Here is a 25,565-nt window from a genome sequence, read left to right as displayed (position 1 = left end):
GACATGCCCCGAGAGTCCCACTGTGCCCGGATTTGCGAGGATCGGCCACACCGCGCCGACAATGGGCCGAGGAGGTCGATGCGATGACCGTCCGGAGCCGGGAGGACCGGCACGACCCGGGCCGGGAGCCGCCGCCGGAGCGGTACGGCTACCTGGTGACGTACGCGGTGCGGGGCGAGCCCGGCGTACGACGCGCGGAGGTGACCGTGCTGCCCGGATACTCACAGGAGGAGGACATCCCCCGGATCCTGGCCGCCCGGCTGACCGGGCGGCCGGCGGACGGGGCCTCGATCACCGTCCTCGACGTGCGGCCGGTCTGACCGCCCCCCGCGGCCGGTCCGACCGCCCCCACCCAGGGCCGATTTGAGCCCCAGCAGAGCTTGGCGACCTTCCCGATCACTGACGGTGCGTCAGATCTGAGGTTTCCATGCCACCTTTCCACCCACCCTGACCAGGCCTTTTGCGTTCGGTGAGCGAACAGTTATCAAAGGATTGTTCCGATACTCGGGCGTAGAAGTTAGGTTGCGACGCAATGCGCGGGCAAGTCCCCCACCCTCCGGCGCGACGAGCCGAGGGTCACACCGCGCTGGAAAGGCACAGGGCACCCTTGATGAGTGCGGACACCACCAAGCCCACGACGGCCACCGAGCCCCCCCACCGGTCGGAGCCGATCGGACACGGCGGCGACGGCCACCTGAAGGCCGGGCTCAAGAACCGCCACCTGTCGATGATCGCCATCGGCGGCGTGATCGGCGCCGGCCTCTTCGTCGGCTCCGGCGCGGGCATCGCGTCCACCGGCCCGGGCATCCTGCTCTCCTACGCACTGGCCGGCGCGCTGGTCGTGCTGGTGATGCGGATGCTCGGCGAGATGGCCGCGGCCGACCCGCAGAGCGGCTCGTTCTCGGCGTACGCGGACCGCGCGCTCGGCCGCTGGGCCGGCTTCTCCATCGGCTGGCTGTACTGGTTCTTCTGGGTCGTGGTGCTCGCCGTCGAGGCGACGGCCGGCGCGAAGATCCTCAACAACTGGGTGCCCGGCGTGCCGCAGTGGGGCTGGGCGCTGATAGTGATGGCGGTACTGACCGCCACCAACCTCTTCTCGGTGGCCTCCTACGGCGAGTTCGAGTTCTGGTTCGCCGGGATCAAGGTGGTCGCGATCGCCGCCTTCCTGGTGATCGGCACCCTCGCCGCCTTCGGTCTGCTGCCGGGCACCCACTCGGTCGGCACCAGCAACCTCACCGGCCACGGCGGCTTCCTGCCGCACGGGGTGGGCGCGGTCTTCACCGGCATGCTCACCGTGGTCTTCGCCTTCATGGGCAGCGAGATCGTCACCCTGGCCGCCGGCGAGTCGGAGGACCCGGAGAAGGCGGTCAGCAAGGCCACCAACAGCGTCATCTGGCGCATCGGGATCTTCTACCTGGGCTCGATCCTGCTCGTGGTCACCCTGCTGCCGTGGGACTCCGCCGAGGTCAAGGCGAGCCCGTACGTGGCGGTTCTGGACCACATCGGCATCCCGGGCGCCGGCCAGGTGATGGACGTGATCGTGCTGACGGCGGTGCTGTCCTGCCTCAACTCCGGGATGTACACGGCCTCCCGGATGGCGTTCTCGCTCGGCCAGCGCGGGGACGCGCCCAAGGCCTTCGCCACGGTGACCTCGCGCGGCGTGCCGCGGGTGGCGATCCTCTCCTCGGTGGTCTTCGGCTTCGTCGCGGTGTTCTTCAACTACACCTCGCCGGACACCGTCTTCGCCTTCCTGCTCAACTCCTCCGGCGCCGTCGCGCTCTTCGTCTGGCTGGTCATCTGCGCCACCCAGCTGCGGATGCGCAAGATCATCGAGCGCGAGATGCCCGAGCGGCACACCGTCCGGATGTGGCTGTACCCGTACCTGACCTGGACGGCCATGGGCATGATCGGGTTCGTCATGGCGTACATGTTCACCGACGCCGACGGGCGCAAGCAGATGTACCTGTCGCTGGTCGCCGCAGCCATCGTGCTGGCGGCCTCGGCCGTGGTGGGCCGACGGCGGCGGGCCGCGGTGGCGGCGGGCTCCTGACCCGTCCGCCCCGCGCGGGAACGCCGGGCCCGGGAGCCGTTGCGGAGGCTCCCGGGCCCGGTGCCGTTCCCGGCGTGCGGGGTGGCCGGGAGCCGGGCCCCGGCCACCCCGCACACCCCCAGTTTGACCAAGGCACGTCAAAGGGGATACCAGGGCATGACGCTCCCCCACGAGCCCCCGCCCCTCCGGGAGACCCCGTGCCGCCCCTGCCCGCCCCCGCACCGCCCCCGCCACCCCCTCCGCGCGCGCAACCCGAGGCCGCGCGCCTGCGCTTCGGCCACCGGCTGCGCCACTGGCGCGAGGCCCGCGGGCTGAGCCAGGCCGAGGTCGGCCGGCTGCTCGGCTACCACGACTCACTGATCAGCCGGGTGGAGAACGCCCGCCGCTGGCCGCCGCCCGGACTGCCCGCCCGGGCCGACGAACTCCTGCTCGCCGGCGGCGAGTTGGCGGCCCTCTGGCAGTCCGTCCACCGGGAACGCGAGCGCCTCGGCGCCCGCGCCGCCGCCGCCCGCCCACCGCTCCCGGCCGCCCCGGCCCCACCGGACGACGCCACCGTCGAGGCGCTCGCCCAGCTGCTCGCCGCCTACCGCGCCGCCGCGGCCCGGCTCGGCGGCGAGGAACTGGCCGCCGTCCTGGAGCACCACGCCCACACCCTGCTCGGCCGGGCCCTCCCGGACCCGCGCGACCACCCCGCCGCCGGGTCGCTCGCCGCCCAGTACGCCGAACTCGCCGGCTGGGCGCACTTCGAGGGCGGCCGCCACGCCCGGGCACTCAGCTGGTACGCCACCGGCCTGGAGTGGGCCCACGCGACCGGCGACCGGGCCACCGCGGCCGCACTGCTCGCCCGGCAGAGCACCCTCTACTGGTGGCACGGCGACGACGCCACCGCGCTCGCCCTGGCCGACGCCGCCCGGAACACCGCCCCTCCTCTGCCCGGGCCGCGGGCCTGGGCCGCCGTCGTCCAGGCCCACGCCCACGCCCTGGCCGGCCGGGCGCCCCAGGTGTCCCGGGCCCTGGAGGACGCCCGGCGGCTGACCGGTGCCGCGCTGCGCTCCGGCGAGCCGACGCCCTGGTCGGCACGCGCCGACCTGGTCCTGGCCGTCGCGCACGGCACCTGCCAGCGGGACCTCGCCGTCCGCACCGGCCGCGCCGGCCACGCCCGCGCCGCCGCCGACCGGCTGGAGGCCGCCCTGCGCCTGCTCGACCCGGCCGCCCGTCCGCGCGACCACGCCCTGGTCACCGCCCGCCTGGCCGGCGCCCACGCCCTCGGCGGCCGCGCCGACGCCGCCGTCGGCCTGCTCGCCCTGCTGCCCCCGAACGCCACCGGCCGGATCGCCCGCGAGCGGCGGCGGGCCGAGGAGTGGCTGCGCGGGTGACCGCCCGGACGCGGGGTGCCCCGCCCGCCGTGCCGCGGCATCCGCTCAGCCACGGCCCGGCGGGGCCGGCCACCACCTGGGGAAGTGGTGGCCGACCCCGCCGGACCGGATCGGCCGGGACGGGCGCCGGTTCGGCCGGCGCCCGCGCCGGGTCGGCTCAGAGGCCGGCCGCCGCCGCGGCGATGTCGGCCGCGTAGGTGCTCACCTGGGAGTAGACCCCCGGGTAGCCCGCGCGGGCGCAGCCGTTGCCCCAGCTGACGATGCCGACCTGGATCCAGCGGCCCGCCGTGTCCTGGCGGACCATCGGGCCGCCCGAGTCACCCTGGCAGGTGTCGACGCCGCCCTGGTCGACGTAGCCCGCGCAGATCGAGCCGGCCTTGTTCAGGCCCGGGTAGGCGCTCTCGCAGCCGGCGTCGTCGACGAACGGCACGGTGGCCTTGAGCAGGTACCGCTGCTGGGCCCCGCCCTCGCGCGCGGCGCCCCAGCCCATGATGGTGAAGGTGCCGCTGTCGTAGGCGGTGGTGGTGGCGATCGGCAGGGTGCTGACCAGGCTGCTGTTCACCGGCGAGGCCAGCTTGATCAGCGCCCAGTCGTCGCCGTTCTCGGCGCCGGTGAAGCCCGGCGACTGGTAGACGTACGAGGAGCGGACCTTGATCGCGCTGCCGCTGCGCAGGTCGACCGCCCCGAAGGTGGCGGTGATGCTGCTGTTGGCGCCGGTGCCGTCGACGCAGTGGGCGGCGGTGAGCACGATCTGCGGGGTGTAGAGCGCGCCGCCGCAGCCCATCGAGAGCCGCGCCATGAACGGGAACTCGCCCTGCGCCGCCCGCGTGCCGCCGACCACGCCGGGGGACGGTGCGGGCGAGGCGGCGGCGGGCAGCACGAGCAGGCCGGCGCCGAGCACCAGGCCGGCCAACAGACTCGTCATTCTGCCGAGTTGACGCTTCATCGAGCTCCTCCTTGACAGGTGGGGGAGCACCGAGAGTGGCCCGGCGGACGGTGCGGCAGGAGGGCCCGGACCTTGCCGGTCGAAACTGGCAGGAACACGGCAATGCGAGGTTCCGGGCGGGGAGGCCCTAGGGTGATCGCCCATGCGAGATCTTGTGGCGGGGACGAAGTACCTGATCGCGGGCCAGAAGTGGGTGGGCCGGCACGGCCGCTGGTGGGGCTTCGGGATGCTGCCGGCCCTGATCGCCCTGGTCGGCTACGTCGTCGCGCTCGCCTTCCTCGGCGCCTGGTCCGTGGACCTCGCGGCCTGGGCCACCCCGTTCGCCGACCACTGGGGCTCGCCCTGGCGGGACCTGCTGCGCGACGCGCTCGCCGCGATCGTCTTCGGCGGCGGCCTGCTGCTCTCCCTGCTCACCTTCACCGCCGTCACCCTGCTGGTCGGACAGCCCTTCTACGAGGCGCTCTGCGCCGCGGTGGACGAGAGCGAGGGCGGCGCGCCCACCCCGCCGGACATCCCGGTCTGGCTCGAACTGCTGATCGCGCTGCGCGACAGCGTGTACGTGCTGGCGCGGGTGGCCGCGTTCGGCGTGCTGCTGTTCGCCTGCGGGTTCATCCCGGTGATCGGGCAGACGGTGGTCCCGGCGCTCGGCTTCCTGGTGTCCGGCTTCTTCCTGACCGTCGAGCTGACGGCCGTCGCCCTGCAGCGGCGCGGGGTGCCGCAGCCCGAGCGGATCCGGCTGCTGCGCGGCCGGCTCGGGCTGGCGCTGGGCTTCGGCACGCCGCTGGTGCTGGCGTTCCTGGTGCCGTTGGTCACGGTGCTCGCCATGCCGGGGGCCGTCGCCGGCGCCACCCTGCTGGCCCGCGACCTGGTGCCGACGACGGGGCAGGACGAGCCGGAGGAGGAGACGCCCGCCCCCGAGCAGCCCTCCGCCCCCGCGCGGCCCGTCCCCGGGAATCCGTACGCGAGCTCCTGAGTGCGTGACCGTCCGCTCACGCTGCGCCGAGCTTCCGGCCGTCCATGTGTGAGCCCGCCCACAGCGGGTTCGCCACCTACGATCACCGATAGTGGAACCGCGGCCCGGGGCCCGCTCACCAGCGGGCCCCGGGGGCCGCGGCCGGACCGCCCCCGCCCGCGCTCCTCCTGAAGAACACAGGCCACCGCGGCTGCCGCCCTTGCGATCCGCCGTGGTCGCCGGCGTCGATCCCCAGATGGGCAATCCGGGCAAATCCCTCCGAATTCTCCACCGGACCCCGCCGTGACCGCCCCGCAGCCACGATCCGGCGTAGTAGGTGACGCCTTTGCCACCCGTCCCCGGCCCTGCCAAGAATGGCCCGTCGCCAGGCAGCGCAGCCGATCACCTCCGCCGCCGCGCAGCCCGCCCGCCCCGCCGCTTCCGCCGGGGCGCCACGGCCGTCCAGGGCGGCCGCACCGGCCCCGCTGACCCGGAGCCCACGCGACGCCCGCCCCCGGTGCCACCGGCACGGCCCCCGACGGAGAAGGATCGTCCGCCCCATGCAGCTCAGCCATGCCCGCCGCAACTCCCTGATCACCGGCGTCGCCACCCTGGTGGTCGCGAGCGCCGCCACCGCCGCCCTCGCCGTCCCGCAGGCCGGGAGCACCACCGAGGCCGCCCCCGTGGCCGCCGTCTCGGTGGACGGCGCGCCGGTCGCCGACCAGGGCCGGGGCCAGGCCGACACCGCTGACACCGCTGCCGCCGCCGAGCAGGCCGCCCAGGAGGCCCGGGCCAAGGCCGAGGCGGACGCCGCCGCCCAGGCGCAGGCGCAGGCCGCGGCCCAGGCCCAGGCGCAGGCGGACGCCAAGGCCAAGGCCGACGCCGAGGCCGCCGCCTCCCGCTCCCAGGAGCGCAAGAACCTCGACAGCGCCCCGGCCGCCTACTCCGGCACCCCGCAGCAGATCGCCGCGCAGATCGTCCCGGCCGGCCAGCTCCAGTGCTTCAGCAACATCGTGTTCCGCGAGAGCAGCTGGAACCCGCTCGCGGTCAACGCCTCCTCCGGCGCCTACGGCCTGGTCCAGGCCCTGCCCGGCTCCAAGATGGCCTCCGCCGGCGCCGACTGGCGCACCAACCCGGCCACCCAGATCAAGTGGGGCCTGAACTACATGAACACCCGCTACGGCAGCCCCTGCGCCGCCTGGTCGTTCTGGCAGGCCCACCACTGGTACTAGGCCGAACCCCGGCACCAGGCCGACCGTTCGGCTCCCGGGCCCGCGACGCACCCCGCGTCGCGGGCCCCGGCGCACCCCCCGGCGCGCATCGCCCCAGGTCGGGAGCGTGGACACGGCCGGAAGGCGGCGTGAAGATATGGCGTACGCTCGTACGATTTGCCACTGATTGCTCGTAATTACGCGCCGTCAGGCCTTTGCCACGGTTCGCGAGCCCTCTTACGCTCCGGCGTCATGCCCTCACCCCTGATCAGCGTCGTGGTCCCCGCCTACGACCAGCACGAACAGCTCGCCGACTGCCTGGACTCGCTGCTCGCGCAGTCCCTGGCCGACGTCGAGGTGATCGTCGTCGCCGACCGCTCCCCCGAGACCGCGGGTGGGCTCGCCGACGCGTACGCGGCCCGGCACCCCCGGGTGTCGGTGCTGCACCTGAACGCGGCGGTCGGGGTCGGGGCGAGCCGGAACGCGGGGGCCGCGCGGGCGACCGGCGAGTACCTGCTCTTCCTGGACGCCGACCACCTGCTGCCCCGGGACGCGCTCCAGACGCTCGCCGACCGGCTCCGGCAGACCGGCCCGGTGGACGTGCTGCTGTTCGGCCACTCCCGCCGGCACCAGGACCGGGACTGGCCGGGCGGGGCCGAGGCGCTGCTCGCCGAGGCCGGCCCCGAGCCGTTCGCGCCCTTCGACCGGCCCGCGCTGTTCGGCGCGCCGCCGCTGGTCTGGGACCGTCTGCTCCGGCGCGGCCACTGGGAGGAACTGGGCCTGGCCTTCCCGCCCGGCCGCTACGAGGAGGTCCCGGTGGCGCACGCCGCGCTGCTCGGCGCCCGGAAGGCCGCCGTGCTGGCGCGCGAGTGCGTCCAGCTGCGCCGCCGGGAGACCGTCCACCCGGCGAGCGGCCCGGGCAGCAGCGTCTTCGACCTGTTCGAGCAGTACGAGCGCAGCTTCGCCCTGCTGGAGGACCAGCCGCACCTGTACGCGGTGCGCGACGCGCTGTTCGTCCGGATGGTCCGGCACTACCTGTTCGTCTTCGACCTGGCCGGCTGCGTCAGCCGCGCCGAGCGGCCGCAGTTCTTCCACCGCGCCGCCGAGCACCACCGCCGCTTCCAGCCGCCCGGGCACCGCCGGCCGGGCGGCCGCGAGGGGATCAAGTTCTCGCTGCTGGCGGGCGGGGCCTACCCGGCCTTCGAGGTGGCCAAGCTGTCCCACATCGCGCGCGGCACGCTCACCGGGCGGAAGTAGCGCGGGCAGCGGAGCGGCGGCCGGGCGGGCCGCTCAGGCGTGCGCGGTGCCGCCCCCGGCGGCCATCGCGGCGGCGATCCGGCGAGCCCGCTCGGCCCGCACCGCGGCGGGCAGCGGCGGCAGCACGTCCATCCACAGCGGCAGCGTCGAGCCGCGCAGCTGCGCCATCCCCTCGGGCCGGGCGAGGATCCACAGGTGCAGGTGGGCGGCGCCGTCGCCCCAGCGGTTCACATGGACCCGGCCGACGCCGCCGAGCGACCGTACGGCCCGCTCCACCCGCTGGAGCATCGGCCCCAGCGCCGCGGAGAGTTCGGCCGGCAGATCCAGCAGGTCGTGGTGGGCGCGCGGCCAGAGCAGCAGGGTGGCGGGCAGGCCGTCCGGCTGCTCGGTGGTGCCGAGCCGCCAGTGCTCGTCCGTCCACAGGAAGTCGGTGTCCGGGCGGGCGCAGTCCGGGCAGCCGTCCGGGCCGTCCTCGCCCTGCCGGGGCGGCTCGGGCAACTCGGGCGCCCGCAGTCGCCGGACGGTCAGCTCGCCCTCGTACGGGAAGATCTCCCAGGACGGCGCGCCGTCCGCCGGGAAGGGCAGCGGCTCGCCGATCGGGAGGTGGGCGAGGTAGGCGTCGGGGCCGGCCGGGTCCACGGCCGCGGGTTCGTCGATCATGACCGCCGAGACTGTCATACGACACCCCGTCGGCGGTACCCCCGTCGTGCCCGGTGCCCGGCAGGCCGCGCGGCTGCGATCATCGGCGGAGCCGTCGCCGCACCCGCCCGGGAGGTCCCTGGTGAGCCGTCCGTCCGCCGTCCCCGGGGCCGCGTTGGCCCGCGAGCTGGCCGCCGTGGTGCGCGGCGAGGTCCGCTTCGGCGCCGCCGAGCGCACCGTCTACAGCCACGACGCCTCCAACTACCGGCAGTTGCCGCTCGGCGTGGTCAAGCCCGCCGACCTCGACGACGTGCGCACCGCGCTGGCGCTCTGCCGTGAGCACCGGGTGCCGGTGGTGGCGCGCGGGGCCGGGACCAGCATCGGCGGGCAGGCGATCGGCCCCGGCGCGGTGGTGCTGGACTTCCGCCGCCACCTGGGCGCGGTGCTGGAGCTGGACCCGGAGGCCCGCACCGCGCGCGTCCAGCCGGGCACCGTGCTGGACGACCTCCAGCGCGCCGCCCGGCCGTACGGGCTGCGCTTCGGCCCGGACCCGTCCACGCACAGCCGCTGCACCCTCGGGGGCATGATCGGCAACGACTCCTGCGGCTCGCACTCGCTCGCCTGGGGGCGCACCGCCGACAACGTCGAGCGGCTGGAGCTGCTGCTCGCGGACGGCACCGAGCTGACCGTCGGCGGGCGGCTCGGTGCGGACGAGCGCGCGGCGCTGCGCGCGCTGCCCGGCCGGGCGGGGCGGCTGCACGGCGAACTCCAGGAGTTCACCGACCGCAACCTCGCCCTCATCCGGCAGGGAATGCCGCGGCTGCCCCGCCGCACCTCCGGCTACCCGCTGGACGCGCTGCTGCCCGAGCACGGCCACGACCTGGCCCGGGCGCTCACCGGCACCGAGGGCACCTGCGCGCTGCTGCTCGGCGCCACCGTCCGGCTGGTCGAGGACCCGCCCGCCCGGGCCCTGGTGGTGGCCGGCTACCCCGACGAGGGCGCCGCCGCCGACGCCGTCCCGGCGCTGCTGCCGTACGGTCCGCTGACCGCCGAGGGCATGGCCGCCGACCTGATCGCCGCGCTGCTCGCCGCCGGGCCCCGCCCGCCCGCGCTGGACCGGCTGCCCGCCGGCGAGTGCTGGCTGTTCCTGGAGACCGTCGGCGCGACCCCGTTGGCCGCCTACCAGGCCGCCCGCCGGCTCGCCGACGCGGTGCGCCGCGAGCGCTCGGCCACCGTCGCCCTGGTCACCGACCCGGCCGAGCAGCGCCAGCTGTGGGCCGTCCGGGAGTCGGGCGCGGGGATCGTCACCCGGCTGCCCGGGGGCGGCGAGGCCTGGCCCGGCTGGGAGGACTCCGCCGTCCCGCCCGAGCGGCTCGGCGACTACCTGCGGGACCTGCGCGCCCTGCTGCGCCGGCACAGCCTGCACGGCGTCCCGTACGGGCACTTCGGCGACGGCTGCGTGCACCTGCGGATCGACTTCCCGCTGGACGAGCCCCAAGGGGTGCCGGTCTTCCGGGAATTCCTGGAGGAGGCGGCCGATCTGGCGGTCTCGTACGGCGGTTCGCTCTCCGGCGAGCACGGCGACGGACAGGCCCGGGCCGAGCTGCTGCCGCGCATGTACCCGCCCGAAGTCATCGGCCTGTTCGGCGAGTTCAAGCGGATCTGGGATCCGGAGAACCTGCTCAACCCGGGCGCCCTGGTCGATCCCCGGCCGCTCGACGCCGACCTGCGCTTCGTCACCGCCCCGCGCCGCACACTGCCGCTGGCCCTCCCGTACGAGCAGGACGGCGGCAGCCTGGTCAAGGCGGTGCACCGCTGCGTGGGCGTCGCCAAGTGCGTGGCCCCGGGCAGCGGGGTGATGTGCCCGAGCTACCTGGCCACCGGCGAGGAGCGGCACTCCACCCGGGGGCGGGCCCGGCTGCTCGCCGAGCTGCTGCGCGGGGAGGCGATCCCGGACGGCTGGCGTTCGGAGGAGGTCCGGGAGGCGCTGGACCTCTGCCTGAGCTGCAAGGGCTGCGCGAGCGACTGCCCGGTCCACGTCGACATGGCGACCTACAAGTCCGAGTTCCTGTACCAGCACTACCGGCACCGGCCGCGTCCGCCCGCGCACTACTCGATGGGCTGGCTGCCGCTCTGGCTGCGGGCCGCCGCGCTCGCACCCGGGGCCGCCAACGCGCTCGCCCGCTCGCGGGCCGGCGGGCTGCTCAAGCGGCTCGGCGGGATCGACCCGCGCCGGGTGCTGCCGGTCCTGCCGCCGGAGACCTTCACCGCCTGGTACCGGCGGCACCGGGCCGCCCACCCGGCCCCGGCGGGCGCCCGGCCGGTGCTGCTGTGGCCGGACACCTTCTCCGACCGCCTCCAGCCGAACGTGCTCCGCTCGGCCGTCGAGGTGCTGGAGCACCTGGGCTTCGACGTCCGGCTGCCCCCGGGCCCGGTCTGCTGCGGCCTCACCTGGTACTCTACCGGCCAACTCGGCACCGCCCGGCGGGTGTTGCGGCGCAGCCTGCGGGTTCTGGCGGAAGTCCGGGTGCCGACCGACACCCCCGTGGTCGGCCTGGACCCGAGCTGCACGGCGACCCTGCGCGAGGACCTGCCCCGACTGCTCGGGGCGCAGGGCCGCCCGCTCGCCGACCGCACCCGCACCTTCGCCGAGTTCCTCGACGAGTACGCCCCGGACGCCCCGCTCCCGCGGATCCCGCTGGCCGCCGTCACCCAGACCCACTGCCACCAGCACGCGGTGCTCGGCAGCGCTGCCGACCGCCGGGTGGAGGCCCGGATCGGCCTGGACAACCGGGTGCTGGACGCCGGCTGCTGCGGCCTGGCGGGCGACTTCGGCTTCACCCGGGGCCACTTCGAGGTGTCCGAGGCCATCGCGGAGCGGGTGCTCCTGCCCGAGGTCCGGGCCGCCGGGCCCCGGACGGTGGTCCTCGCGGACGGCTTCAGCTGCCGCACCCAGATCGCCCAACTCGCCGACGGGCGGCAGGCCCTGCACCTGGCGGAGCTGATCGCCCGGGCTCTGCGGGACGCCGGTTAGGCGTGCGCCGCGAGGAAGGCCCCGGCGTGCGCCGCGGCCTCCTCCCGGGTCCGGTGGGCGGTGGCGGCCTCACCGCGCTCCCCGTCCGCACCGACGGCCGTCCAGCGCCAGCCGCCGGCGGCCTCGTCCTCGGCGAGATCGGCTGTGCCGCCGAACAGGTCGAGCGAGCCGGGCCGGGCCGCCGGACGGCTGACCGCCGCCGGCCACTTCTTCCGCGCGCCCTGCCGGGTGATGCCCCAGGCGGCGCCGAGCTGCTCGTAGCTGGCGCCGTAGGAGCCCGCGGTGGCGGCCGCGCCGGCCGTGAGCCGCTTGACCTCCGCGTCCACCAGTTTCCAGGCGGACAGCACGGAGAGCGCGACCTCGACCGGTTCGGCGTCCCACATCCGCTCCGCGGGCAGGCCGGTCGCGCGGGCGCGCACGGCGGTGGCGAGGGGGTCAAGGGCGTCGAGAAGGGCCTTGGCCAGCTCGACCTGTTCCTCATGGGTGATCTCCACAGCGACCATGCCGACAACTGTAGTTACCAGCCTTGGCATTGACAACCAGAGTTACCGACGAAGTCGGTCCAGCGGGCTCGCACCCCGCCGCTCGGGCGCGAACGGGACACCCGAAACGACTCCCCGACAGCCCACCACCAGGGCCTCTCCCAGGAAGCCCACCCCGATCGACAGCTGGACCGGCCGGGCGTCCGGGGCCAGGCCGTAGTACCCGGCCAGCGCGGCGAAGCCGGCCATCACGGCCAGCGAGAGCGCCGCGACCAGGAAGGTGCGCCCGGTGTAGCGCTGCCACAGCACGCCCTCACGCTCGTAGACCCGGATGGTGGCGCCGCGCACCGCCCCCAGCGCGACGCCGAGCACGGCGCCCGCCGCGATCCAGCCGTAGTCCGACACCCGGAGGCCGGGCCGCTGGGCGACCGTCCACCCGCCGAGCCCGGTGAGCACCACCGGCGCGCCGAAGAGGTCCCGCGCGTTGAGCGGTTCGCCGCGCAGCCGCCGGATCACCACCACCACGACCACGACGGCGACCAGCCCCGCGTACACCCAGCCGTTCATCCACTCCCCCGGTTTTTATGGCTCGACCGTGCTAAATCAGCAATTTAGCTCGCCCGTGCTATAACGGCAACATGCCGAAGATCGTCGACCCCGCCGAACGCCGCCAGGCCGTCGCCGACGCCGTGCTGCGCGTCGCGGCCCGGGAGGGCCTGGAGCACGCCTCGCTGCGCAACGTCGCCGAGGAGGCCGGACTGGCCGTCGGCTCGGTGCGGCACTACTTCGCCGGCGGCTCGGAGCTGATGATCTTCGCGATGCGCGAGCTGGCCCGGCGGATCGAGGCCCGCGTCCGGGTCCACGCCGCCGCCCTGCTCGACCCGGCCCCCGGCGCCGACCGGCGCGAGCTGGTCGCCGGGCTGCTCGCCGAGACCCTCCCGCTGGACGCCGAGCGCCGGGAGGAGTCCGCGCTCTGGCTGTCCTTCGTCACCGCCGCCCGCACCCGGCCCGAGCTGCGGCCCCGCGCCGCCGAGCTGCAGGCCGGCCTCGACGACCTGGTCCGGCGCGTCCTCGTCGAGTCCGAGCGCTCCGGCCGCCTGGCCCCCGGGCTCGACCTCGCCGTCGAGACCCGCCGGCTCTCCGCCCTGCTGGACGGACTCACCCTCCAGGCCGTCCAGCACCCCGACCTGGTCGGGCCGGACGAGCTGCGCGCGGTGCTGCGCCGCCACCTCGACGCCCTGGCCGCGCCGGCCTGCTGACACCGCGCCGACACGCCCGGCACAATGGCGCGATGACCCTCACCACCGCCGCGGCGGACCAGGTCCTCGCCGACCACTTCGCGCCCTGGGTGCAGGCCCTGGGCCTGTCGACCGTCGAGGCCGGCGAGCGCCACGCCGTCCTGCGGCTGCCCTGGTCCGACCGGCTCGCCCGCGAGGGCGGCGCCCTGTCCGGCCAGGCGCTGATGGCCGCCGCCGACACGGCCTGCGTGATCGCCGTCGCATCGGCCCGCGGCGGCTTCGGCCCGATGACCACCGTCCAGCAGTCCACCAGCTTCCAGCGCGCGGTCCTCGACCGGGACGTCCTGGTGCACGCCCGGATCACCAAGCTCGGCCGCCGGATCGCCTTCCTCGACGTCGCCCTCGCCCCCGAGGGCGACGAGGACCCCGCCGCCCACGCCACCGCCGTCTACGCCCTGGGGTGAGCCGGCCGGCCCCCGGCCTCCTCGTCCCGCCCCGGCCGACCGGCGCGGCCGCAGCCCCCGCCCGGTGCGGTGCCGGGGGCGGGGGCCGCGTGGGTACGGCGGGTTCAGCCCTGGGCCGCCCCCGCGGGCGCCTCCTCCGCACAGACCGCCGAGACGAACTCGGCGACCCGCGCCTGCGGCAGGCCGCGCGCGATGTCCGCCTCGCTGATCATGCCGACCAGCTTGTGCTCCGGGTGGTTGATCACCGGCAGCCGGCGCACCTGGTACTGCTCCATCACCCGCAGCACCTGCTCGCAGTCCTCGTCCGCCTCCACCGTCATCGGCCGCCCCTGCGCCAGGTCGCCCGCCGTCACCGACGCCGGGTCACGGCCCTCGGCGACGCAGCGCAGCACGATGTCGCGGTCGGTCACGATGCCCACCAGCTTGTCGCCCGGCCCGCAGATGGGCAGCGCGCCCACATGCCGTTCCCGCATGATCCGGGCTGCGGCCGCGAGCGTCTCGTGCTCGCGGACGCACTCCGCGCCCGGGTGCATGATGTCGCTGGCTCTGGTCATGGTCCGCCTCCTGACCTGGCTTCCCTTCCCCTCGTCCATCCTGGTCCGGGCGGGTGGCCGACGCCACCGGGGCCCGGTCCGCTCACTCCTCCCCGGCCGTCGCTTCCCGGCCGTCGCGCCCGGGCCGGCCGTCCGGCGGCTCCGGACGGTCCACCGGCAAGTGCTCCAACACCTCTTCCAGGGGCGGCAGTTCGTGCTTGGTATGGTCCGGTTCCAGCTCCTCCTCCGGGACCTCGCCGCTCTCCACCGCCTCCTCCGCGGCCTTCGCCCCGGCCGCGGCCGCCGCGGCCGTCAGCAGGTTCCGCTGCTGGACCTCCGTCGCGCTGTCCAGGAAGCGCAGCAGCTCCACCGGGAAGGGCAGCACCAGCGTCGAGTTCTTCTCCGCGGCCACCTCCACCACGGTCTGCAGCAGCCGCAGTTGGAGCGCGGCCGGGGTCGCGCTCATCACCGCCGCGGCCTCCGACAGCCGCTCCGAGGCCTGGTACTCGCCGTCCGCCGTGATGATCCGGGCCCGCCGCTCCCGCTCGGCCTCCGCCTGCCGGGCGATCGAGCGCTTCATCGACTCCGGCAGCGCGACGTCCTTGATCTCCACCCGGTCGATCTCGATGCCCCAGCCCAGCGCCGGGCTGTCGATCATCAACTCCAGCCCCTGGTTGATCGGTTCCCGGTTGGCCAGCAGGTCGTCCAGCTCGCTCTTGCCGATGATCGAGCGCAGCGAGGTCTGCGCGACCTGGGAGATCGCGAAGTTGTAGTCCTGGACGTTGACGGTGGCCTTCACCGGGTCCAGCACCCGGAAGTAGACCACCGCGTCCACCCGCACGGTCACGTTGTCCCGGGTGATGCCCTCCTGCGCCGGGATCGGCATCGTCACGATCTGCACGTTCACCTTGCGCAGCCGGTCCGCGATCGGCAGCAGCGCCACCAGCCCGGGATCGCGCACCTCGTCGCGCACCTTCCCGAAGCGGAACACCACGCCCTTCTGGAACTGCTGGACGACCCTGATGCTCATGCCCGCCCAGATCGCCCCCAGGCCGACGAGCCCTCCGACGGCACCCAGCACCGCATCGACGATCATCGCGGCCTCCTCGCGGCCTGCGCGCACACCGGCGCGTCCGGCCGCCGCCGACCCGGACCGGCCGGGGACCGCCGGAGCAACTGGTTCCACGCTACGCCTGCCCGGCCCGCCCCGGAACGTCCCCCGGCCCCCCGGGGCCCCGGCTGGTTAGGATCGGGGCCATGCCGACCGTGGCCGTGCCCTCCCCCTCCGACGAGCCCGCCGACGAACCTGCGGACGCACCCGCGGACGCAGCCGCGGACGGGCCCGCCGACGACCCCGACGACCCCCGCCACCCCGCCGCGGCCGCCGCCCGGGCCGGCGGAACCGCCGCGCTGGACCGCGTCGTCACCGGCTGCCGCGCCTGCCCCCGCCTGGTCGAGTGGCGCGAGGAGACCGCCCGGACCAAGCGCCGCGCCTACCTGGACTGGGACTACTGGGCCCGCCCCATCCCCGGCTTCGGCCCGCCGGACGCCCCGCTCGTCCTGGTCGGCCTCGCCCCCGCCGCCCACGGCGCCAACCGCACCGGCCGGATCTTCACCGGCGACCCCTCCGGCGACCTGCTCTACGCCTCCCTGTACGAGCTCGGGCTCGCCAACCGCCCCGAGTCCGTCCGCCACGGCGACGGCCTGGAGCTGTTCGGCGTGCGGATCACCGACCCGGTCCGCTGCGCCCCGCCCGACAACCGGCCCAGCACCGCCGAGCGCGACACCTGCCGGCCCTGGATCACCCGGGAACTGGAGCTGATGCGCCCCACGGTGCGCACCGTCGTCGCCCTCGGCGGCTTCGCCTGGCAGGCGATGCTGCCGGTGATCGCGGACGCCGGCTGGCAGGTCCCCCGTCCCCGCCCCGCCTTCGGCCACGCCGCCCTGGCCGCCTTCCCGGCCCGCGACGGCGGCCCGGAGCTGCGGATGTACGGCTGCTACCACGTGAGCCCGCGCAACACGAACACCGGCCGGCTGACCACCGCGATGCTCCGGGAGCTGCTGCGCGAGGCGGCCCGCTCGGCGGGGCTCGACCCCCGCTGAGGCCCCGGTCAGTCGAACCGGGCGAGCTTCCGTCCGGCCGCCCGCCGCCAGACGTCCGGCAGCCGTCGCCGGGCGGCCTCCGCGACGGCCAGCCGGCCGCCGTACAGGACGCCGTAGCCGAACGGCTCGCCGCCGTCGGCCGCGTGGGCGGCGAGGGTGCCCGCGGCGACCACGGCGTCCTGGTGTTCGCCCAGCGCCTCCTGGACGGCCTTCATCCGCCGGACGTAGCGCTCGGCCCGGGCGCCGACCGCCGGGACGGCGGTCTCACCGGCGTAGCGGGCGCGCTTGGCCGCCTTGCGGGCCTGGTGGAGGGCGTGGTCCCGCTGCTCGGGGCCGGCGGCGAGGGCGGTGCGGACGCGTTCGGCGGTGCGGCGCTGCTCGCGGGCGGCGATCCGGGAGAGCTCCGGGCCGGCGTCGCGGGCGGCGCGCGGGCGCAGCGGCGGGTCGGCGAGCAGGACGGCAAGGGCCTCGCCGAGCGCCCGGCGGCGGGGGCTGTCGACGGCGGCGACCACCTCGGACCGGACCTCCCGGTACTCGGCCCGGCCCCACCGCTCCAGCGCGGCGGCGACCCGCCCCGGCTCGCAGGCGGCGGGCAGCCGGCGGGCCTCGGCGGCCAGCCGCTCGGCCAGCACCTCGTGGTCGCGGGCCCTGCCGAGCGCGCCGGCGAGCCAGCGCAGCTCGACCACCAGGTCCTCGGTGGCGCCGGGCACGAACAGCCGCCGGAAGGACCGCAGGGCGCTGCGCAGCCGCCGGCAGGCGACCCGCATCCGGTGCACGGCGTCCGGCTCGTCCGCCCGGACGGCGTCGTCCAGGCCGGCCAGCAGCACGGCCTGCGCCTCGATGCGGGCCATCAGCACCTGCCCGACCGTGGTCCCGGCTTTCGCCATCGGCGCTCGCTCCCCTCGTCGGGTCAGCGGGAACGCCTTCCAGGCTAGTCCGCGCACCGCCGCTGCCGCCCCCGCAGCGCTCGTCGGAAGCGGCCGGGCCGGCGGGCTCGCGGGCGACCTCGCAGGCTACTGAACGCGCGTCAGCCGGGCCAGGGACCTACGGGCCCTCGTGCCGGATGCGGGCGCCATGGCATACTCCGGAGCGTGACGACCTCCTCCAGTGCGACCAGGGCCCTGCGGGCCGCGGTGTTCACCGCGCTCGCCGTGCCGATGGCCGCGTTGGGCCAGGTGGTCATCACCGGCCGCCCGCTGCCGCTGTCGCTGGTGGCCACGGCCGGTGCCGTCGTCTTCCTGGTCGCGGCCGTGCTGGCCGGCGGGGAGCGGCGGCTGCTGCACATCTCCGGCGTGATGGTGCCGGTCGAGCTGCTGCTCAACACCACCTTCAACCTGGGCCAGGCCGGCTGTTCGCCGGTGCTGACCGGTCAGGTGCCCGCCCGCGGCGTGAACCTGCTGGTCTGTGGCGGCGGTTCGGTGGACGGCTCGCTGCTGAGCGGCCCGTTGGGCCACGCCGGGCAGTTGGCCCCCGCCGCGACCCAGCTGCTGCTCCTGCTGGTGCACCTGGTGATCGCCCTGGCCGCGTCGGCCTGGCTGCGGATGGGCGACGCCGCCCTGTCCTCCCTGGCCCGGGCGCTGCGCGCGCTGCGCGAGTCGCTGGCCGGCCCGCTGCGCGCCCTGGTCGTCCTGCTGCTCCCGGCTCCGGTGCGCCCGGTGCTGCGGGTGCCGCTGCCGGTGTCGGACCGTCCGCGGCCGCGCCGCGAGGACGTGGTGCTGAGCCCGGCGCCCCGGCGCGGCCCGCCCGCCCTCGCGCCTGCCTGCTGATCGCCCCTCCCGCTCGATCCTCCCGCGTGCCCGGCCGGACGGCCCGGTGCGCCCGCAGGCAGTGCGCACGACTCCCGCGTTCCCCGAACCCGCCGCACCAGGTGCGGCTTCCCGCGCGCACCCGCGCGCCGCGTACAGGAGTTGACTTCCCCATGGCTCAGGCCCCCAGCAAGCAGCAGGCCAAGCGCATCAGTGCCCGTGAGCGGATCCAGGAGGCGCAGCGCCGCGAGCAGCAGGCCGCCAAGCGCCGGCAGCGGATCGTGGTGACGGTCTCGGCCGTCGTCGTCCTGGCCCTCGCGGGCGGCGTCGCCCTCGCGGTCAACTCGGCCTCGGGCAAGGACGACAAGGCCTCCTCCGCCGCCGCCTCGGCGCCGCTGGTCGTGCCGGCCAACGCCTCCGGCCCGGACGGCACGGTGGTCACCTACGGCAAGGCCGACGCGCCGCACACCATGGCGATCTACGAGGACTTCCGCTGCCCGGTCTGCAAGCACTTCGAGGCGGCGAACGGCGAGACCGTCAGGAAGCTCACCGAGGACGGCCGGATCAAGGTGGAATTCCACCTGGCGGCGTTCCTGGACAAGAACCTCGGCGGCAAGGGTTCGCGCACCGCGCTGGCCGCCGTCGGCGCCGCGCTGAACGAGGGCGTGGACAAGTTCAAGGCGTTCCACGACGTGCTGTACGCCAACCAGCCGGACGAGCGCGAGGACGGCTTCGGCGACGTCGACCACCTCCTGGACCTGGCCGGCCAGGTGCCCGGTCTGAAGACGGACGCCTTCGTGAAGGCGGTGACCGACCGGACCTACGCCCCGTGGGCGGCCAAGGTCTCCGACGCGTTCAACGACAGCGGGGTGACCGGCACTCCGACCGTCAAGGTGGACGGCAAGCAGATCACCCTGTTCGCCGGCAACGCCGTGGTCCCGCCGGAGCAGTTCACCGCGCAGGTGAAGCAGGCGGCCGGCCTCCAGTAAGCCGCGTCCCGCACCCGTACCGGCACCACCCGGCCCGGCCGATCCCCGGCCGGGCCGGCTCCTCCAAGCCAGCCACCGGAGTGTGCTGCCATGACCGCCGCTACCCCCGTGCACCTGTCCCGCTCCGCCCCCGACGACGACGCCCCCGGCGACGGCACCGGCCGGGCCCCGGTCGGCGCGAGCCGCGCCCTCGCCCTCCTGCTGTTCCTCGGCGGGCTGGTCGGGCTGGCCGCCTCGGCCGTCCTGACCTTCGACAAGCTCCGCATCCTGGAGAACCCCTCCTACGTCCCCAGCTGCAACATCAACCCGGTGATCAGCTGCGGCTCGGTGATGCGCACCGAGCAGGCCGAGGTCTTCGGCTTCCCGAACCCGCTGCTCGGGCTGGCCGCCTTCGGCGCGCTGACGGCGATCGGCGCGGGGCTGCTCGCCGGGGCCGCCTACCGGCGCTGGTTCTGGCTGGGGCTGAACGCGGGCACCGCGCTGGGCGTGGTGTTCGCGCACTGGCTGGTCTACCAGGCGCTGTACGACATCGGCGCGCTCTGCCCGTACTGCATGGTGGTGTGGGCGACGGTGGTCTCGCTGTTCTGGTACACCACGCTGCACAACCTGCGCTCGGGCGTCGTCCCGGTGGGCCCGCGGCTGCGGGTGGTCGTCCGGGAGGTGGCGCGGTACCACTGGGCGCTGCCGGTGCTGTGGGCCGCGGTGATCGCGCTGATGGTCCTCAACCGGTTCTGGTACTACTGGAGCACCCTCCTCTGACCTCCCGTCATCCGACGTACCCGGGCGAGTGCAGCAGTGCGGCGGCGCCGGTCCGCCGGGCCTCCAGGGCCCCGGTGAGCCGGCGCGCCGCACCCGGCTGCAGCAGGACGGCCGCCTGGGCCGGGGTGAAGTACCCGTGGTCGGCGACCTCCTCGGCCTGCGCCCGGACCACCGCCCCGGCCGCGACCGTCCCGCCGTCGAACATGAACTGCACGGCGGGGTGGGCGTGTTCGCCCTGGTCGGGGATCGCGTCGCGCCACTCCACCACCAGCAGCCGCAGCGGCCCGGCCGACAGGCCGGTCTCCTCGTACAGTTCGCGGGCCGCGCACTCGGCGGGCCCCTCCCCCGGGTCCATCCCGCCGCCGGGGAACTGCCACTGGTCGCGGTAACTGGCCTTCAGCAGCAGGATCCTGCCCGCCTCGTCGGTCAGCAGCACGCTGCACCCGACGTAGGCGCGCACCATGCCGGCGAGCCACTCCTCCTCCGAGAGTGCCCAGGTGTCCGTCATCGCGCCTCCTCCGCCGACCGCCGCCTCGGGGACAATCTGCCGCGGTCGCGGCCCGCGAAACGGCGGTTCGCGCCGAATCCACCCGAAGGAGTGCCGGGGGCCTATCCGAAGACGGCCCGCCGGAAGGCGTTGCGCAGCTCGGTCAGCCGCTGGACGCCCCGGTCGTAGTGCACCTTGTTGGTGAGCAGCAGCGCCCAGCGGCCGAGCCGCCGGGAGACCCAGAAGCCGGTGCCGGTGAAGCCGTAGTGGACGAAGGTGCCCTCGGCCGGGTCGGTGCCGGGGGCGCACAGCCAGGACAGGCCGCGGGCGGGGGCGAGGCCGCCGGTCTGCTCGCGCAGCGACTCCCCGATCCACGCGCCGCCCCAGGGCAGTGCGGGCGGCGGGGCGAGCAGCGCGGTGAGGAAGCGGGCGAGGTCGCGGGCGGTGGAGAAGGCCCCGGCGTTGCCGGAGACGCCGCCGAGCAGCCGGGCGGACGGGTCGTGGACGACGCCGCGCAGGTGGCCGCCGACGCCCTCGTCGTACTCGGTGGGCGCGGCCCGGCCGGCGGACGCGGCGTCGAGCGGGCCGTACCGGGTGTCGGCCATGCCGAGCGGCCGCCAGGCCCAGCGCGCGGCGAGCTCGTCCAGCGGGGCGCCGCCGAGGTCCTCGACCAGGTGGGTGAGCAGCACGGCGGCCCGGTCGGTGTACTCGACGGCCGTGCCCGGCGGGCGGTGCAGCGGGGCGGCGAGGACCCCGGCCCGGATCGCCGCGGGGTCGCGCCCGTAGAGCTCCTCGAAGCGGGTGTACGGGAGCATCCCGGCGGTGTGGGCGAGGAGTTGACGGGCCGTCACCTCGCCGGCGGGGAGGCCTGCGGCCGGCCGCCACCAGCGGCCGAGCGGCTCGTCCAGGGGCAGTCGGCCGGTCTGCCGCAGCACCCCGGCGCAGGGCCAGAGCGCGACGACCTTGGTGAGGCTGGCGAGGTCGTACAGGGTGTCCGGCCCGGGCCGCAGCCGCGCGTACGGCCCCTGCCCGAGCACGCCGTGGCTGCCGCCGCCGAGCGTGCCGTCGGCCTCGCCGACGGCCCAGACGGCGCCCGCCCCGAGGGTGCGCGCGCCGTCCCCGACGAGCCGGTCCAACTCCCCGCCGGGCGCGGCCAGGGTGGGGAGCCGGTCGGCTCCGGGTGCGCCGGGTCCGGCTTGCCGGTGACTCATCCGTCTCCCCCTTCGGGCCGACGGGAGCCTTCCCCGCGCGAGCGCGGGTCAGACCGCCGGAGCCAGTTCCTTGCCGAGGCAGATGCTCTGCGGGTGGTCCTTGTAGATGCCGAACTTCCGGATCGGGGCGTAGCCCTCGGACCGGTACAGCGCGACGGCCTCGGGCTGCTCGGTGCCGGTCTCCAGGACGACGCGGGTGCGCCCGGCCTCGGCCGCGGTCCGCTCCAGGCGGCCCAGCACCGCCCGGGCCAGGCCGCGGCCCCGGGCCTCGGGGACCACGAACATCCGCTTCAGCTCGACGTCACCGTCGCGCAGGTCGTCCGGGCCGGCCTGCTTGGCCCGCCAGCCGCCGCAGGCGACCGGCCGGCCGTCCAGGTAGGCGATCATGAACAGGCCGGCCGGCGCCTCGAAGTCCTCCGGGTGCATGACGGTCTCGTCCGGGTCGCCGTAGCGGCGCACGTACTCCTGCTGGACCTCCGCCGAGAGCGCCTGGGCGTCGGGGTGGGCGTAGCCGGTGATGCGGAACTCGACGGTGCCGGTTTCCTGGGCGGTGCTGGTGCTCATGTCGGAAGAGCCTACGGTCCCCGTTCAGCGGGCCTCGAACCGGGCGACCAGGTCGTCCTTGCCGAACATCCGGGCGGTGTCCACGGCGCTCGGGGCGCCGGCCCGCGGGTCGGCGCCGCCGGCCAGCAGCACGTCGAGCACGTCCGTGGCGCCCTTGAAGACGGCGCCGGCCAGCGGGGTCTGGCCGTGGTCGTTGACGAGGTTCGGGTCGGCGCCGTGCCGGAGCAGCTCCGCGACGGTGGCGGCGTGGCCGTGGTAGGCGGCGAGCATGATCAGGGTGTCGCCGCGGCCGTTGGTGAGGTCGGCCGGGGCGCCGGCGTCCAGGTAGCCGGACAGGGTGTCGGTCTCCCCGGCCCGGGCGGCGTCGAAGAGCTTCCCGGCGAGCGCGACCACCTCGGCGTCGGGGGCGTCGGCGGGCTGCTGGCTGGCGGCGTCGGTCATGGTGGGCGGCCTTTCCGGTCGGTCGTCGGGCGGTCTCGGGGCTGCGCCAGGGCACGGTAGCGGCCGGTGCCGGAACGGGCCAGCCGGCCTCCGGAATCCGGATGACGGCCCGCGCCCGCGACGACACGCGGCCGCGCGCGCCGCGCAGCCATTCGAGGGAACTTCCCGGACCCCCCGGAAACTTCCCGCCCGCCGAGCGGGAATGCCTCGGCCCACCGAATCCCGCGACGCCAGGCCCCACCCCGGCCGGCGCGCCGACGCCACCCGGCCGACGGAACGGTCTCGAACGGCAGAACCACCCATTTGCGCCGTTCCATCATCTATTACTTTTTGTCACGATTAATGCGCTTACCGTAACACCCCTGCTTGTCCCCACCTTCCTGAGGAGCGGAACATGATCCTCTCGATTTCCGGCATCGTCCTGTTCGGCACCATCGCCTTCCTCTTCTTCCGCCGGGACGGACTGAAGGTCTCCCACGCCATCGTCTGCGCCCTGCTGGGCTTCTACATCGCCGGCTCCTCGATCGCACCGAGCATCACCGCGGGCGGCGCCAGCCTCGCCAGCCTGCTCAGCGGCATCAGGTTCTAGGTCCTGACTCCCACCCCCACCCCTCCCCGTACCGGCCCGGGCGCGGATCCCACCGCCCCCGGGCCCCGTCGTACCCCACCTCCGCCCCCTCCCGTCCCACCGCCCGGGGAGTCAAGGAATGCCGCTCCACCGCCACCTCAGCAAGGGCCGCGCGATCGCCCGGACCGCCGGGGACCACGCCTCCGACATGTTCGCCCCGCTCTCCGTCATCGGCCGCGGCCTGCGCCACCACGTCGACTGGGCCAGGTCCCGCTGGCAGGACACCCCGAAGGAGCGCCGCGGCCCGACGCTGTTCCTCACCGCCGCCCTGCTGATCGGCGTCTACCTGCTGCCGCACGGGCTGCTCTTCGCTCTGATCGCCCTGATGGCCAGCGCCGCCTGGGCCGGCCGGGCCCCCCGGGCGGCGCCCGCGCAGCCCGCCCCGGACGTCGCCGACGTCAAGCTCGGCGCCCTCTACGCGGCGCTCACCCCGTACCTGTGCGGGCCCGAGGACGCCAACCCGCTGTACCACTTCGAGGGCGGCTACAAGAACGCCTTCAGCGACTGGGAGTTCGACGGCGAGGGCCGGCTGTCCCGGCTGGAACTGACCTACCCCGCCTACTTCACCGACACCGAGCCGGCCGCCCGGGCCCGGATCGAGCAGGTGGTGCAGGGCAAGGCCGGCCGGGCCCGCGAGTACCGCTTCGACTGGGACGAGGAGTCCAACCGGCTGCGGATCGCCGCGCTCGCCCCGCTGCCCACCGACATCGTCGCCCAGCGCTTCGTGGCGGCCCCCGGCGAGGTCGTGCTGGGCTTCACCGACGAGGGCGGCACCGCCCGGACCATCCCGGTCACCCGGGGCGGCACGACCGTCCAGCAGCCGCCGGTGGTCTGGCGCACCGGCCCGCGCTCCGCCGAGCCGCACCTGCTGGTGCTCGGCGTCACCGGCTACGGCACCTCCAGCCTGCTGCGCTCGATCGCGCTCCAGGCCCTGCCGTACGGCGACCTGGTGGTGGTCGACGGCGCGGGCACCGGGGAGCACGCCTGCCTGGTCAACCGGCCCGGCGTGCACACCGTGGAGACCAGCCTGCACGGCGCGCTGGCCGCGCTGGAGTGGGCCGTCGGCGAGACCGAGCGCCGGCTCGCCGCGCTCAACGCCGCCCGGCACGCGGGCGGCGCCCCGCCGGAGGACGTCACCCGGCCGCTGTGGCTGCTGCTGGACCACCCGACCGAGCTGAGCGAGCTCGCCCAGGCCGAGGGCCGCCCGGACCCGCAGGACCTGCTGGAGCTCCCGCTGCGGCACGGCCGGGCCGCCCGGGTCACCGTGGTGGTCGCCGACGACCTGCAGGCCCGGCACCGGCTCACCGCCACCGTCCGCGCCACCACCCGGGCCCGCGTGGTGCTCGGCCCGGCCGGCCCGGACGAGGGGCACGACGCGCTCGGCGCGCCGCTGGACATCGTGCCCGCCGTCCACGCCCCGGTCGGCCGCGGCTACGCCCGGATCGGCAACGGCACCCCGGTGCGGCTCCAGGTGCCCACCACCGTCGACCCGCTCGACGACGAGGCCCCGGCCCCGCTGCGGGACGCGGTGATCGCCCTGCTGCCGCACCGGGACACCCGCACCGAGGCGGCCGCCCCCGCCGTGCCGCCCCGCCCGGACTGCCCGCCGGCCGTGCCCGCGGCCGATCCGGCCGCGCCGGCCCGCCCGGTCGACCTGGCCAAGGACGAGCCGATGATCCGCTCGCGTCCGATCTCCTGACGGCCGGACCGGCCCCGGTCGAGGGCCGGTTCCGCCGCCCTCGGCCGGGGTCGGCACCCGCTCCGGAATCCCGTCCCGGTACGCTCGTCACAGAAAGCCCGCACGATCACCAGATGTGAAATAGGTGACACCTGGGGTGATATCACCGGCCAGATGTGACAAATCGGGCGCAGGTGGGTACAAACAGGGGCGGCACTACAGACGACGCATGTCCCGGGACGGGAATCTTCGTCGGAAGCCGAGCGTTGACCGAACGACGAAGAACAGCGACCACTAGTCCTGTGGGCCATAAGCCCGGGAGGCACGATTCATGAGCGAGCGAGCTCTCCGCGGCACGCGACTCGGGGCCACTAGCTACGAGACCGACCGTGGTATCGATCTGGCTCCCCGCCAGACCGTCGAGTACGCATGTCAGAACGGACACCGTTTCGAGGTTCCTTTCTCGGTCGAGGCGGAGATCCCCGCGACCTGGGAATGCCGCTTCTGCGGCCAGGAGGCGGCACTTCTCGACGGCGACGAGCCGGAGGAGAAGAAGATCAAGCCGACGCGCACCCATTGGGACATGCTGATGGAGCGCCGGACGCGCGAGGAGCTGGAGGAGGTGCTGGCCGAGCGGCTGGCCGTGCTCCGCTCCGGTGGGATGAACCTCGCGGTGCACCCGCGGGACACCCGTAAGAGCGCCTGACACCTCGCTCCCGCCACGAGCGGGAGGACGCGAAAAGGGACCCTGGTCACCAGGGTCCCTTTCGCGTTCTCC

General features: G+C 75.4%; 27 protein-coding genes. 16 read left to right on the top strand and 11 right to left on the bottom strand.

The annotated features are described in order from the left end of the window. The first annotated feature begins 83 nt into the window (after positions 1 to 83). From ACFY0X_RS10820 to ACFY0X_RS10810, 3 genes are all read left to right on the top strand, one after another. Entirely contained in the window at positions 84 to 320 is a 237-nt protein-coding gene (locus ACFY0X_RS10820; RefSeq protein WP_387751874.1) for a hypothetical protein, read from the top strand. 290 nt (positions 321 to 610) lie between these two features. Further along, entirely contained in the window at positions 611 to 2,050 is a 1,440-nt protein-coding gene (locus tag ACFY0X_RS10815) for an amino acid permease (RefSeq protein WP_387751871.1), read from the top strand. Positions 2,051 to 2,247: 197 nt separating this feature from the next. Next, positions 2,248 to 3,426: a helix-turn-helix domain-containing protein gene (locus ACFY0X_RS10810; RefSeq protein WP_387751868.1), complete on the top strand. Its 1,179-nt coding sequence runs from the start codon at positions 2,248 to 2,250 to the stop codon at positions 3,424 to 3,426. A 157-nt stretch (positions 3,427 to 3,583) separates the two neighbouring features. Here ACFY0X_RS10810 and ACFY0X_RS10805 read toward each other — a convergent pair whose 3' ends face one another. Then, a complete protein-coding gene (locus tag ACFY0X_RS10805; protein ID WP_387751866.1) occupies positions 3,584 to 4,351 on the bottom strand; it encodes a S1 family peptidase in 768 nt (255 codons plus the stop codon). 163 nt (positions 4,352 to 4,514) lie between these two features. On the opposite strand from ACFY0X_RS10805, the gene ACFY0X_RS10800 reads away from it, so the two are divergent. From ACFY0X_RS10800 to ACFY0X_RS10790, 3 genes are all read left to right on the top strand, one after another. Continuing rightward, positions 4,515 to 5,345, top strand: a complete 831-nt coding sequence (locus ACFY0X_RS10800; RefSeq protein ID WP_387751863.1) for an EI24 domain-containing protein — start codon at positions 4,515 to 4,517, stop codon at positions 5,343 to 5,345. A 539-nt stretch (positions 5,346 to 5,884) separates the two neighbouring features. Beyond that, a complete protein-coding gene (locus ACFY0X_RS10795) occupies positions 5,885 to 6,556 on the top strand; it encodes a transglycosylase SLT domain-containing protein (protein ID WP_387751860.1) in 672 nt (223 codons plus the stop codon). A 231-nt stretch (positions 6,557 to 6,787) separates the two neighbouring features. Then, a complete protein-coding gene (locus ACFY0X_RS10790) occupies positions 6,788 to 7,792 on the top strand; it encodes a glycosyltransferase family 2 protein (RefSeq protein WP_387751858.1) in 1,005 nt (334 codons plus the stop codon). A gap of 33 nt (positions 7,793 to 7,825) precedes the next feature. Here ACFY0X_RS10790 and ACFY0X_RS10785 read toward each other — a convergent pair whose 3' ends face one another. Further along, positions 7,826 to 8,452 carry a hypothetical protein gene (locus ACFY0X_RS10785; protein WP_387751855.1) on the bottom strand — a complete coding sequence of 209 codons (627 nt, stop codon included), beginning with the start codon at positions 8,450 to 8,452 and terminating at the stop codon, positions 7,826 to 7,828. A gap of 121 nt (positions 8,453 to 8,573) precedes the next feature. Here ACFY0X_RS10785 and ACFY0X_RS10780 point away from each other — a divergent pair, with 121 nt between their 5' ends. Continuing rightward, a complete protein-coding gene (locus ACFY0X_RS10780) occupies positions 8,574 to 11,465 on the top strand; it encodes an FAD-binding and (Fe-S)-binding domain-containing protein (RefSeq protein ID WP_387751852.1) in 2,892 nt (963 codons plus the stop codon). Here the strand turns inward: ACFY0X_RS10780 and ACFY0X_RS10775 are convergent. Both ACFY0X_RS10775 and ACFY0X_RS10770 read right to left on the bottom strand, forming a co-directional pair. Then, a complete protein-coding gene (locus ACFY0X_RS10775) occupies positions 11,462 to 11,968 on the bottom strand; it encodes a hypothetical protein (RefSeq protein ID WP_387751849.1) in 507 nt (168 codons plus the stop codon). The genes ACFY0X_RS10780 and ACFY0X_RS10775 overlap by 4 nt on opposite strands. Before the next feature lie 42 nt (positions 11,969 to 12,010). Then, a complete protein-coding gene (locus ACFY0X_RS10770; protein WP_387751847.1) occupies positions 12,011 to 12,514 on the bottom strand; it encodes a DUF1453 domain-containing protein in 504 nt (167 codons plus the stop codon). 71 nt (positions 12,515 to 12,585) lie between these two features. Between ACFY0X_RS10770 and ACFY0X_RS10765 the strand changes: the two genes are divergently transcribed. Next, on the top strand, positions 12,586 to 13,206 hold the full coding sequence (locus tag ACFY0X_RS10765) for a TetR/AcrR family transcriptional regulator (RefSeq protein ID WP_387751844.1): 621 nt from the start codon (positions 12,586 to 12,588) through the stop codon (positions 13,204 to 13,206). A 32-nt stretch (positions 13,207 to 13,238) separates the two neighbouring features. Next, positions 13,239 to 13,649, top strand: coding sequence for a PaaI family thioesterase (locus ACFY0X_RS10760; protein ID WP_387751841.1), 411 nt, complete (start codon positions 13,239 to 13,241; stop codon positions 13,647 to 13,649). A 104-nt stretch (positions 13,650 to 13,753) separates the two neighbouring features. Here ACFY0X_RS10760 and ACFY0X_RS10755 read toward each other — a convergent pair whose 3' ends face one another. Further along, complete coding sequence (locus ACFY0X_RS10755; protein ID WP_387751838.1) at positions 13,754 to 14,203, bottom strand: CBS domain-containing protein; 450 nt, start codon at positions 14,201 to 14,203, stop codon at positions 13,754 to 13,756. Between the two features lie 82 nt (positions 14,204 to 14,285). After that, on the bottom strand, positions 14,286 to 15,278 hold the full coding sequence (locus ACFY0X_RS10750) for a slipin family protein (protein ID WP_387751836.1): 993 nt from the start codon (positions 15,276 to 15,278) through the stop codon (positions 14,286 to 14,288). A 161-nt stretch (positions 15,279 to 15,439) separates the two neighbouring features. Here ACFY0X_RS10750 and ACFY0X_RS10745 point away from each other — a divergent pair, with 161 nt between their 5' ends. Continuing rightward, positions 15,440 to 16,285: a uracil-DNA glycosylase gene (locus tag ACFY0X_RS10745; protein ID WP_387751833.1), complete on the top strand. Its 846-nt coding sequence runs from the start codon at positions 15,440 to 15,442 to the stop codon at positions 16,283 to 16,285. Positions 16,286 to 16,293: 8 nt separating this feature from the next. Here the strand turns inward: ACFY0X_RS10745 and ACFY0X_RS10740 are convergent, their stop codons facing one another. After that, the gene (locus ACFY0X_RS10740; protein ID WP_387751832.1) at positions 16,294 to 17,172 is read right to left on the bottom strand and encodes a CHAD domain-containing protein; all 879 of its coding nucleotides are present in this window, start codon (positions 17,170 to 17,172) and stop codon (positions 16,294 to 16,296) included. Between the two features lie 204 nt (positions 17,173 to 17,376). On the opposite strand from ACFY0X_RS10740, the gene ACFY0X_RS10735 reads away from it, so the two are divergent. The 3 genes from ACFY0X_RS10735 (at position 17,377) to ACFY0X_RS10725 (ending at position 19,778) form a co-directional block, all read left to right on the top strand. After that, entirely contained in the window at positions 17,377 to 18,051 is a 675-nt protein-coding gene (locus tag ACFY0X_RS10735; RefSeq protein WP_387751830.1) for a hypothetical protein, read from the top strand. 152 nt (positions 18,052 to 18,203) lie between these two features. Beyond that, the gene (locus tag ACFY0X_RS10730; protein WP_387751828.1) at positions 18,204 to 19,019 is read left to right on the top strand and encodes a DsbA family protein; all 816 of its coding nucleotides are present in this window, start codon (positions 18,204 to 18,206) and stop codon (positions 19,017 to 19,019) included. Between the two features lie 90 nt (positions 19,020 to 19,109). Next, positions 19,110 to 19,778 carry a vitamin K epoxide reductase family protein gene (locus ACFY0X_RS10725; protein ID WP_387751827.1) on the top strand — a complete coding sequence of 223 codons (669 nt, stop codon included), beginning with the start codon at positions 19,110 to 19,112 and terminating at the stop codon, positions 19,776 to 19,778. Between the two features lie 7 nt (positions 19,779 to 19,785). On the opposite strand, the gene ACFY0X_RS10720 is transcribed toward ACFY0X_RS10725, so the two are convergent. From ACFY0X_RS10720 to ACFY0X_RS10705, 4 genes are all read right to left on the bottom strand, one after another. Continuing rightward, the gene (locus tag ACFY0X_RS10720) at positions 19,786 to 20,286 is read right to left on the bottom strand and encodes an NUDIX domain-containing protein (RefSeq protein ID WP_387751825.1); all 501 of its coding nucleotides are present in this window, start codon (positions 20,284 to 20,286) and stop codon (positions 19,786 to 19,788) included. Between the two features lie 101 nt (positions 20,287 to 20,387). Continuing rightward, a complete protein-coding gene (locus ACFY0X_RS10715; RefSeq protein WP_387751823.1) occupies positions 20,388 to 21,476 on the bottom strand; it encodes a serine hydrolase domain-containing protein in 1,089 nt (362 codons plus the stop codon). A 48-nt stretch (positions 21,477 to 21,524) separates the two neighbouring features. After that, positions 21,525 to 22,040 carry a GNAT family N-acetyltransferase gene (locus ACFY0X_RS10710; protein ID WP_387751821.1) on the bottom strand — a complete coding sequence of 172 codons (516 nt, stop codon included), beginning with the start codon at positions 22,038 to 22,040 and terminating at the stop codon, positions 21,525 to 21,527. Positions 22,041 to 22,064: 24 nt separating this feature from the next. After that, complete coding sequence (locus tag ACFY0X_RS10705; protein ID WP_387751819.1) at positions 22,065 to 22,481, bottom strand: ankyrin repeat domain-containing protein; 417 nt, start codon at positions 22,479 to 22,481, stop codon at positions 22,065 to 22,067. A 394-nt stretch (positions 22,482 to 22,875) separates the two neighbouring features. On the opposite strand from ACFY0X_RS10705, the gene ACFY0X_RS10700 reads away from it, so the two are divergent. From ACFY0X_RS10700 to ACFY0X_RS10690, 3 genes are all read left to right on the top strand, one after another. Next, complete coding sequence (locus ACFY0X_RS10700; protein ID WP_188300502.1) at positions 22,876 to 23,070, top strand: hypothetical protein; 195 nt, start codon at positions 22,876 to 22,878, stop codon at positions 23,068 to 23,070. A 118-nt stretch (positions 23,071 to 23,188) separates the two neighbouring features. Continuing rightward, complete coding sequence (locus ACFY0X_RS10695; RefSeq protein ID WP_387751816.1) at positions 23,189 to 24,808, top strand: hypothetical protein; 1,620 nt, start codon at positions 23,189 to 23,191, stop codon at positions 24,806 to 24,808. A 310-nt stretch (positions 24,809 to 25,118) separates the two neighbouring features. Beyond that, positions 25,119 to 25,493, top strand: a complete 375-nt coding sequence (locus ACFY0X_RS10690) for an RNA polymerase-binding protein RbpA (protein ID WP_049655293.1) — start codon at positions 25,119 to 25,121, stop codon at positions 25,491 to 25,493. Positions 25,494 to 25,565 lie beyond the last annotated feature (72 nt).

It is taken from the genome of Kitasatospora sp. NPDC001547 (assembly GCF_042894165.1).
In the GTDB taxonomy this organism is placed as follows: domain Bacteria; phylum Actinomycetota; class Actinomycetes; order Streptomycetales; family Streptomycetaceae; genus Kitasatospora.
Note: the sequence above shows the minus strand (reverse complement) of the source record. Positions and strands in the feature narration are given on the sequence as shown.

Coding starts and splice junctions, on each gene's coding strand:
- ACFY0X_RS10700 (WP_188300502.1), top strand. CDS start 22,876: ATGATCCTCTCGATTTCCGGCATCGTCCTGTTCGGCACCATCGCCTTC.
- ACFY0X_RS10750 (WP_387751836.1), bottom strand. CDS start 15,278: ATGATCGTCGATGCGGTGCTGGGTGCCGTCGGAGGGCTCGTCGGCCTG.
- ACFY0X_RS10715 (WP_387751823.1), bottom strand. CDS start 21,476: ATGAGTCACCGGCAAGCCGGACCCGGCGCACCCGGAGCCGACCGGCTC.
- ACFY0X_RS10775 (WP_387751849.1), bottom strand. CDS start 11,968: ATGGTCGCTGTGGAGATCACCCATGAGGAACAGGTCGAGCTGGCCAAG.
- ACFY0X_RS10815 (WP_387751871.1), top strand. CDS start 611: ATGAGTGCGGACACCACCAAGCCCACGACGGCCACCGAGCCCCCCCAC.
- ACFY0X_RS10760 (WP_387751841.1), top strand. CDS start 13,239: ATGACCCTCACCACCGCCGCGGCGGACCAGGTCCTCGCCGACCACTTC.
- ACFY0X_RS10720 (WP_387751825.1), bottom strand. CDS start 20,286: ATGACGGACACCTGGGCACTCTCGGAGGAGGAGTGGCTCGCCGGCATG.
- ACFY0X_RS10785 (WP_387751855.1), bottom strand. CDS start 8,452: ATGATCGACGAACCCGCGGCCGTGGACCCGGCCGGCCCCGACGCCTAC.
- ACFY0X_RS10740 (WP_387751832.1), bottom strand. CDS start 17,172: ATGGCGAAAGCCGGGACCACGGTCGGGCAGGTGCTGATGGCCCGCATC.
- ACFY0X_RS10730 (WP_387751828.1), top strand. CDS start 18,204: ATGGCTCAGGCCCCCAGCAAGCAGCAGGCCAAGCGCATCAGTGCCCGT.
- ACFY0X_RS10790 (WP_387751858.1), top strand. CDS start 6,788: ATGCCCTCACCCCTGATCAGCGTCGTGGTCCCCGCCTACGACCAGCAC.
- ACFY0X_RS10800 (WP_387751863.1), top strand. CDS start 4,515: ATGCGAGATCTTGTGGCGGGGACGAAGTACCTGATCGCGGGCCAGAAG.
- ACFY0X_RS10695 (WP_387751816.1), top strand. CDS start 23,189: ATGCCGCTCCACCGCCACCTCAGCAAGGGCCGCGCGATCGCCCGGACC.
- ACFY0X_RS10705 (WP_387751819.1), bottom strand. CDS start 22,481: ATGACCGACGCCGCCAGCCAGCAGCCCGCCGACGCCCCCGACGCCGAG.
- ACFY0X_RS10725 (WP_387751827.1), top strand. CDS start 19,110: ATGACCGCCGCTACCCCCGTGCACCTGTCCCGCTCCGCCCCCGACGAC.
- ACFY0X_RS10795 (WP_387751860.1), top strand. CDS start 5,885: ATGCAGCTCAGCCATGCCCGCCGCAACTCCCTGATCACCGGCGTCGCC.
- ACFY0X_RS10745 (WP_387751833.1), top strand. CDS start 15,440: ATGCCGACCGTGGCCGTGCCCTCCCCCTCCGACGAGCCCGCCGACGAA.
- ACFY0X_RS10690 (WP_049655293.1), top strand. CDS start 25,119: ATGAGCGAGCGAGCTCTCCGCGGCACGCGACTCGGGGCCACTAGCTAC.
- ACFY0X_RS10770 (WP_387751847.1), bottom strand. CDS start 12,514: ATGAACGGCTGGGTGTACGCGGGGCTGGTCGCCGTCGTGGTCGTGGTG.
- ACFY0X_RS10710 (WP_387751821.1), bottom strand. CDS start 22,040: ATGAGCACCAGCACCGCCCAGGAAACCGGCACCGTCGAGTTCCGCATC.
- ACFY0X_RS10820 (WP_387751874.1), top strand. CDS start 84: ATGACCGTCCGGAGCCGGGAGGACCGGCACGACCCGGGCCGGGAGCCG.
- ACFY0X_RS10755 (WP_387751838.1), bottom strand. CDS start 14,203: ATGACCAGAGCCAGCGACATCATGCACCCGGGCGCGGAGTGCGTCCGC.
- ACFY0X_RS10805 (WP_387751866.1), bottom strand. CDS start 4,351: ATGACGAGTCTGTTGGCCGGCCTGGTGCTCGGCGCCGGCCTGCTCGTG.
- ACFY0X_RS10765 (WP_387751844.1), top strand. CDS start 12,586: ATGCCGAAGATCGTCGACCCCGCCGAACGCCGCCAGGCCGTCGCCGAC.